Annotated in this window: 7 protein-coding genes; 3 read left to right on the plus strand and 4 right to left on the minus strand. The window is 36.9% G+C overall.

Annotated features, from left to right (window positions below; genetic code table 11):
• The first annotated feature begins 41 nt into the window (after nucleotides 1–41).
• Nucleotides 42–578, plus strand: a complete 537-nt coding sequence (locus tag CA730_RS02510; RefSeq protein ID WP_096663496.1) for a late competence development ComFB family protein — start codon at nucleotides 42–44, stop codon at nucleotides 576–578.
• Nucleotides 579–684: 106 nt separating this feature from the next.
• Here CA730_RS02510 and CA730_RS02515 read toward each other — a convergent pair whose 3' ends face one another.
• Nucleotides 685–1,368 carry a L,D-transpeptidase gene (locus CA730_RS02515; protein WP_096663500.1) on the minus strand — a complete coding sequence of 228 codons (684 nt, stop codon included), beginning with the start codon at nucleotides 1,366–1,368 and terminating at the stop codon, nucleotides 685–687.
• A 315-nt stretch (nucleotides 1,369–1,683) separates the two neighbouring features.
• On the opposite strand from CA730_RS02515, the gene CA730_RS02520 reads away from it, so the two are divergent.
• Together CA730_RS02520 and CA730_RS02525 are read left to right on the plus strand one after the other, a co-directional pair.
• On the plus strand, nucleotides 1,684–2,340 hold the full coding sequence (locus CA730_RS02520; RefSeq protein ID WP_027403135.1) for a sigma-70 family RNA polymerase sigma factor: 657 nt from the start codon (nucleotides 1,684–1,686) through the stop codon (nucleotides 2,338–2,340).
• 116 nt (nucleotides 2,341–2,456) lie between these two features.
• Nucleotides 2,457–2,918: an anti-sigma factor family protein gene (locus tag CA730_RS02525; protein WP_096663503.1), complete on the plus strand. Its 462-nt coding sequence runs from the start codon at nucleotides 2,457–2,459 to the stop codon at nucleotides 2,916–2,918.
• Between the two features lie 364 nt (nucleotides 2,919–3,282).
• On the opposite strand, the gene CA730_RS02530 is transcribed toward CA730_RS02525, so the two are convergent.
• The 3 genes from CA730_RS02530 to CA730_RS02540 all read right to left on the minus strand — a co-directional run bounded on the left by CA730_RS02530 (nucleotide 3,283) and on the right by CA730_RS02540 (nucleotide 7,035).
• On the minus strand, nucleotides 3,283–3,666 hold the full coding sequence (locus CA730_RS02530; RefSeq protein ID WP_231939958.1) for a radical SAM family protein: 384 nt from the start codon (nucleotides 3,664–3,666) through the stop codon (nucleotides 3,283–3,285).
• 249 nt (nucleotides 3,667–3,915) lie between these two features.
• Nucleotides 3,916–6,591 (minus strand): ParA family protein, encoded by a 2,676-nt coding sequence (locus CA730_RS02535; RefSeq protein WP_096663506.1) that lies wholly within the window; start codon nucleotides 6,589–6,591, stop codon nucleotides 3,916–3,918.
• A 12-nt stretch (nucleotides 6,592–6,603) separates the two neighbouring features.
• A complete protein-coding gene (locus CA730_RS02540) occupies nucleotides 6,604–7,035 on the minus strand; it encodes a hypothetical protein (protein WP_096663509.1) in 432 nt (143 codons plus the stop codon).
• Nucleotides 7,036–7,465 lie beyond the last annotated feature (430 nt).

Below are 7,465 nucleotides of genomic sequence, written 5' to 3' on the forward strand. Positions count from 1 at the left end.
CCTTTTATGCCACGATCCTTCCACACTACCCAAAATGTTTTATGAGTATTGAAAAAATAGTAGAACAAGCTCTTGAAGATGGTCACTTGACACCGACAATGGAGGCAGAAGTTGGGCATATTTGCGACAACGTCTCAGAACTGTCAATTGAAGAATACATGGCTTTAGATCGCCTTATGGGTGCATTGTTGACCGGTGAAGTCGTGGCAGTACCTCGTAAACAATTTATCAACGTTATGGAAGAGTTGGTTCTGGGCAATGTCATTGCCAAGGTAGCAGAAATTGAAGTGACCAGCGAAAGTTCTCTAGATGTAGGAGATATAACTGCCTATGCTCTCAATAGGCTACCTCCTCTGTATGCAACGACAGAAGAAGGTGCGAAATATCAACGAGAAAGAGCTAAAACAGAACTTGATGCTTTAATATCTCAACAAGTCAGTGAAGCTATATCTCAGTATTTAGATAAACCTAGTTTCTTCCCAGAACGTCAAGCATTGAATAAGAACACTGGTAAGGAGGTTTTAACGCAAGTTACTACATTACTGCAAACTTATGCATCTAACTTTCAGGAAAAATAAATGACAATTGTCAGTTGTCAGTTGTGACCAATCCCCAAGCTCCAATTACGGTAAAAGCCATACAGTAAAAGACTTTTATTCCTGACTTCTGACTGCTTTCATATTTTTATTCACGTACTAATACTTCTGTACCTATATTTACTTGGCTATATAACATTCGGACATCAATATTACGCATTCTTAGACAGCCGTGAGAAACAGCCGCCCCTAGTAAATCAACATTTGGTGTGCCATGAAAGCCGAGTTGATACCGACCATCAGACCAAAAACCAATCCATCTATCCCCTAAAGGACTGTCTGGACCGCTCTCGAAAATAGCATTTGTAATGGGATGTCGCCAAATGGGGTCGTGTTCTTTGTGGATGATTTTAAAGTTGCCCGTTGGTGTTTCCCAGCCTTTTTTGCCGATAGCAATTGGATAACTAGCTATTATTTCATTATATTGAGAAACATAGACACGGCGATCGCTCAAATCTACAACTACTTGAGTTGTATTTGATACTGGTATTGATCCCTGAGAACTCTTAACCGGATCTGTAACTTGATCCTGACTTGACCTTTGTGTTCTCCAAACAGCAGCTTTTTGGGGAGAGTTAGGCACAGAAGCTGCAATTGCACTGTTGCCAATTTCCACCGCTGAACCCTGTGGATAAACCTCTGTGGATACAGACTGATTTAATTGTCCTGTTGTTCTCATATTGTGCCAATGGACAGCCAGAGATAAAATTGCCGTACCAAAACAGAGAAATATGACCATACTCGCTACAGATTCATTTCTTGCCATTGCCATCGCCTATTCATCGCCTATTATTTATCCCTGACACATCTGGCTAAAGGTGACTGATAATTGATCATTAAGTAAGTACCAGTCAAGTATTTAGTGGACATTTGCCAATCTGATCACCATCCCTAACTCTAACAAAAAGTTAATCCGTAGTCTTCTTTACCTTCTTTTTTCATACTTACTTGACGATGGAATAAAATGCTGAAAACTCCTTTCTATATATATTTCCGTGTTCCGATTATAAATCCGTCACCTTACCGAGGAACTTTTGATCTATAATCTAGTCTAATGGAAGGGAGTGATTTAACGCCAATCTGATCCATGAGTCAATCCATTAGTGTATCCTGGTCAACAGTGGATGCCACCTATCCAATAGCATCGGTGCAAGTTGACAAACTCTCAAACAACGATCTTATTTTGCGCTGTCAAGTCGGATTGCGTCCAGAACGTGCTGCCTTTTCAGAATTGTTACGTCGCTACCAGACTCAAGTTGATCGAGTTTTATATCATTTAGCCCCCGATTGGTCTGATAGAGCCGATTTAGCCCAGGAAGTTTGGATTCGTGTCTATAGAAATATTAACCGACTACAAGAACCTGCCAAGTTCCGGGGGTGGTTAAGCCGCATTGCCACAAATTTGTTCTATGATGAATTACGTAAACGCAAACGGGTCGCTAGTCCCTTATCATTAGATGCTCCCCGCACCTTGGATGATGGGGAAATGGATTGGGAAATTGCCGGTGATACGCCAAGTCCAGATGAGCAACTAACTACTAGAGAATTTTATGAACAGTTGCGAGAAGCGATCGCTGACTTACCAGAAGTTTTTCGGACTACAATTGTTTTAAGAGAAATTGAAGGCATGGCCTATGAAGAAATTGCCGAAATTACCGGAGTTTCCCTGGGAACTGTGAAATCTAGAATAGCCAGAGCCAGATCAAGATTACAAACTCAGTTACAAAGCTATCTAGATACATAATCTACACCATGTTTCCTCAATTCTATGGCAGATTTTAAGAAATATTAAGGACTGTCAACGAAAATATATATTTTCTGCCATTGAGAAGCCAAAATGAATCAACGGGTACTATAAATATGGAGAAGCGCGATTGTTTCGAGTTATTAAGTGCTTACCTGGACGGCGAAGTTACAGCTAGTGAACGCAGGCAAGTTGAAGAGTTGCTATTGACTGATGCCTCGATTAAATGCGTGTACAGGAGACTATTAAATCTTAGAAAAGGCTTGCATAACATCCCTGTTCCCGCCAACTCCCAGTCATCAGAAGCAACGATTAACCAAGTTTTAGTCCGTGTTAATCGCCGTTATCGCTTGAACTGGATGTTAGGTAGTGCAGCCGCAGTGGCTTGTATTTTGGGAGCAATATCTGGTTTGTTGCCCAGTAATTCCAGAATACTAGAAATGGCTACAACACAACCAACAGAATTAACACCAACAGCCGCAGATTCGCCCTTAATGGTGGCTTTAAATAACCCAGTTATTGAAATTCCCAAAACAGCAGTAGCTCCTAGCGAGAAGCCAGTTAACAACCTCAATTAATTAATAGCTAAACTGTCACCACTCCAGCAAGCATCAGTGAGTATACCTCCTAGCTGGTCAACTTTTTATGATGTCATAAAATACACCCAAACCAAATCTAAAAATGAGCCGTTTAGCTTACAAACCTCTATTTACTGGCGATTATAGAGGTTTTTTGATGTCGGTTGATTTCTAAACGAAACGTAAAAAGCAAGTTTGGCAAGAATTTTAGGTTGTAAGTGGAAGAATATCGAAAAAATTAACAGGACTTACGCAACTGGCACATTGGTAGGGTGCGTCAGATATCAACAATCTGTTTATTTGCAGAATTTATGCAGTCTGACGTACCCTACAACAGATTTTTGGTGTGACACTTGCGTAAGTCCTATTGATGTTTAGACTCCAAAGGTTGATAAGGATCTGTGACACTACTCATGTAAATTCTGGGAGGTTGTTTGGGATTTTTCCGATACCAAGTTTCTAATTCTTTTGCTAAAATTTCCGCAGCATTTTCTTTATAAATTACCCATTTACCCCAGTCTTGACGCATTTTAGGATTAGGGCTAAATGCAGCAGCATAGCAATAACTACAACCATATTGACAACCCCGATAAGGATTGAGGGTAAAGTCATAAGCAGCAATAAACCCAGTCGCTTTTGTTAGCAGTGATTTAGCATTTTGGGCGTAAACTGTAGTATCTCCAAATTTTTCGCGCACGCATTTTGTAGGAGTTTCGTAGCTATAACCTTCATACCTTGGTTTCGCCATATTTTAATATGTTATTTACTTGATAGATACTAAAAATGCTATTGAATACATTTAAATACAAGCACTGCTGATACACAAACGTATATTCACGTATTTTTCCGTTTTTTTCTAAACATAGAGAAAACGAAAGTTAGTATTTTGTGAAAAGATAAAATATCTCTATGAATATACTAATTAACTTTAATCTTTTTCAAATCGTAAACGTGCGAAAACTTCTACATAACTAGCGATATAAAGTCAAAAATATTTTCATACAGCACCTTTACGAATCATCTCAAATCCATATACATAGATATCCGCAAATTTATAGCGTTGATCTTTCTCGCGCAATTGAATAATACCGATTTCAGTTAAAAAAGAAGCAAATTCTTCAAAGTCTGCTATATCATGTGCTGATTCTTGCCATATGCTATGTAATTCTTCTTTAGGTAAAAGAGCTGGTTTCTGCTTGAGAGAGTCAAAAAATTTAGTCAAATGACGATATTCTTCTTTGATTTCATCACAACGTTTTTCTGATGCTTTTTTCAATCCCATTTCTAAAGATTTACTGCGTAATAAACGATCTGTTGGTGTTTGAATTGATGATTTTCCTTGATAGCTTAATTCTTGTTCTTTTGCACCTGTTAATAATATACTTAAACTACGAGGAAAAGTAGTACCACTAGAATCAGTTAATCTTTCATAAACCCATCTGGATAAATATTTAGCTTTGTCTCCTCTTCTGCGACGACTTCCCCAAAGCAATTCTAAAGCTTTATCAATTGTATCTTCAGTAGTTTGATCAATTGCATCTTCAGCAATAGGAGAAAATCTATTTACCAAATCCTTAAAATCTGGAGATTGTATTGATTGACGCAAAGCTAATCTTAAAAAGTCAACCCTAGTCCATTGTAAAATAATATCGCGTCCAGTAAAATGACTTTTATTGTCAAAAATTAAACGATTCCATATATCTTCTCTCAAGAAAATCTTAAATCTAATTTCTGTTAGGCGATTTGCATCACAAGATTGAACTAATTGAAATAATCCAGATAATGCTGATTGTCTTACTTCTCCTGCTTCAGGAAAATCTTCATCTAAATCATCATAAAGAAACCAGATTTTCTGAGATTTATTTTTGGCTTCTTCATGAATGATAATGTTAATGGTATCATTGACTATTTCACTTAGTATAGCGTTAGTAGATAATTCTAACAAAACTTGATTGTACTCAGATTGCCATTTTCCTTTAGGTAAATTATTGATAATATTTTTCAGTTCACTAAATTTTTCACCTTTCCTATTTTTAGGAAAATTACATAAATTTTCCTGATGACATCTAAGGAGTAAATAAGCTCTCCAGAAAGCCTCCCATGTGCCACCCTGCTGCTGTAAATTTTCATGAATAAATTGGAATTGTCCACGAGTCGGACGACTTTCCTGATATCTACCATGTGCAGACAAAAATACAGTATTATCTAATCTACCACGAGCTAGTTTTTGAGCATCACTTTTATATTTGAGAAAAAGCCAATATAGAGCAGTTTTACCTGTTCCTTTTCTACCTCTAATTAAACAAGTTGCATGATCTAAAAATTTCTCAAAATCATTGGTACGCTGGAATAGGAGGGTGAAATCCTGTTTTTGATCTGTATCCGCAGCATTTACTTCAGGAAATTGCAAGCTTTTGATAATTTTCCAGCGTGTTTCTGAATTAGTTAAAATATTTGTTCTGTCAATTTCATCAGTTTCTTCATCAATTAAATTGACAATTTTATTATAGTAATCTAGTAAGGCTCTTACAGGGTAATTATCAGCTAAAGCAATGGGTTGAAGATAGGGAATTACTAAAGGTTCTGGTAGTTCTAATGGATCATTATCATCTATTTCAAATTCTTCATCTGTGGATATTTTTATTTGATCTAGAAAAGATTTATAAATCTCGTTTACTTTGTCAAGTTTGCTAATATCAGGAACAGGAGAAAAAATAAAATTGATAGATAAATTTTTTAGAGTGTTTAGTGAGCGCAATAGTAATTCGATACCTTGTTTATTTTGTTCATTAGGAAAAAGAAAAATAATTGCTTCATCAGCAGCTTGAATTAATGATAAAGATCCCCATTGATTAATTCCTGTTCTGGAATCAATTAAAATAATATCTGGTTTTAATTGTTCGTAAATTTCCCGCTTGAAAACAGTCCAAAGATTTTGATCTCCATCAATAACAGTATTAGCATGAAGATCATCAACTTTAGAAATATAATCAAGACTAAGACAACCAGCAGGAACAACAAATAATCTTCCTTTAGCGTTTGGTATTCTTACTTCACCAAATATTTCAGTAATGGAAATATTCGGCTTTATTCCTTCTGGTAAATAGGAACGTTCATAAAAATAGTCAACAATTCCATATTTTGGTTGTGGTTGCAGGTTAAAAGCCGTACTTAGACCAGGTGCTTCTAAATCTAAATCTACAGCCACAACTTTACGTCCCCGCATTGCTAAAATCCAAGCAACATGAGTTAATGCTGTAGTGCGTCCTACTCCTCCTTTAAAGGAATAAAATGTTACTGTTCTGGGTAGACTAAGTTCGCGCTGAGGTGCTGTTGCTTGGTTTTGTGGGTTTGCTGCTTGGATAGCTAAATCTTGCCAAGTATGTATTGATGCTGGATCAAAAATCTGTGGTGGTGAAATATTAAGTGATTCAGCTTCTTGAAGTGTATATAGTGAGAGAAAACCAGGAGATAAATGAGGAACTTGTGATTGAAGTAAGTTAGAAATTTGTTCTTTACGTTGAGGAATAGATAAACTTATAAAGCGATCGCTTACAATAGTTAAATTTAATAAACCAGATGTAGAAATATTTACATCAACCCATTCTTGTGAATTCTGTACATACTCGGTTTTAATCTGCTGTTTTAGCAAAGACTGCCAATTTTCCTGCATTTGATCACCTCTTTAAAGTGTAGCGATTTGCTCCTGTAACCAACGAATAAGGTTCTGATATGCGTCGAACCAAAGTTGATAACTTTCATCATTAGGCTCAAGTCCAGAATAGCGCAAATCTATGAAATGTTGGCTCATTGGGTTCTCAACTGTGTTGAGCCATTCCATAACATCTGGAAACCTTTCAATTCTAGATCGAAGTCGATTATGTCGTCTCAACGCCTCATCGTATTTGTGTCCCGGATTTTTGATTGTATGTCCAGGATTATTAGAACTTGTTTTCCATTCTCGACTCGCGCCATTTGGTAAAGTAGCAAAAATCATCGCTTTTAATAAACATTCGATGGTTACACCACCAAAGTGCATAGCCCCAACTTTCCTTACAGGATGCAGTGTTTCAGTATCAGTATGGCGCTCCATAAAAGCTGCCTGGTAATCTTCCATACTTGTTAGACTTAAAATTCAAGCTTTATCAGTATATTATTAAATTAGGATTTTTAAGCTAAAAATTAAGCATTAACAACAAAAAACAGCCAACCCTTTCCAGAAACAGCGATTATTCAAACTCGAATGGCAAACACCCAAGATTATTGGGAAAGAATTGATTAGAACTAAATAGGAGGCAGGTATGGCGTGGATATTTAGTTTATCAGCAGAGTGTGGCTCTGATGAAAACAGTGCTAAGAAATTTGCTCAATATTTTGGGGAAATAAGAGGGTATCAATGGTTACTTTTGAAGTCTACTATATATGTGTGTCGGTAAGTTGAATTGAAACTGGATATTCTCTCCGCGCCTCTGCGCCTCTGCGTGCAAGAAAAAACAGCCACCTCCGTAAAGGAAGCAGCCGTTTTCAAACTAGTGAATTACAGAGAA

The sequence above is a fragment of the Dolichospermum compactum NIES-806 genome (assembly GCF_002368115.1).
GTDB classification, from domain to species: Bacteria; Cyanobacteriota; Cyanobacteriia; order Cyanobacteriales; family Nostocaceae; genus Dolichospermum; species Dolichospermum compactum.

Coding starts and splice junctions, on each gene's coding strand:
- CA730_RS02510 (WP_096663496.1), top strand. CDS start 42: ATGAGTATTGAAAAAATAGTAGAACAAGCTCTTGAAGATGGTCACTTG.
- CA730_RS02535 (WP_096663506.1), bottom strand. CDS start 6,591: ATGCAGGAAAATTGGCAGTCTTTGCTAAAACAGCAGATTAAAACCGAG.
- CA730_RS02515 (WP_096663500.1), bottom strand. CDS start 1,368: ATGGCAATGGCAAGAAATGAATCTGTAGCGAGTATGGTCATATTTCTC.
- CA730_RS02540 (WP_096663509.1), bottom strand. CDS start 7,035: ATGGAAGATTACCAGGCAGCTTTTATGGAGCGCCATACTGATACTGAA.
- CA730_RS02525 (WP_096663503.1), top strand. CDS start 2,457: ATGGAGAAGCGCGATTGTTTCGAGTTATTAAGTGCTTACCTGGACGGC.
- CA730_RS02530 (WP_231939958.1), bottom strand. CDS start 3,666: ATGGCGAAACCAAGGTATGAAGGTTATAGCTACGAAACTCCTACAAAA.
- CA730_RS02520 (WP_027403135.1), top strand. CDS start 1,684: ATGAGTCAATCCATTAGTGTATCCTGGTCAACAGTGGATGCCACCTAT.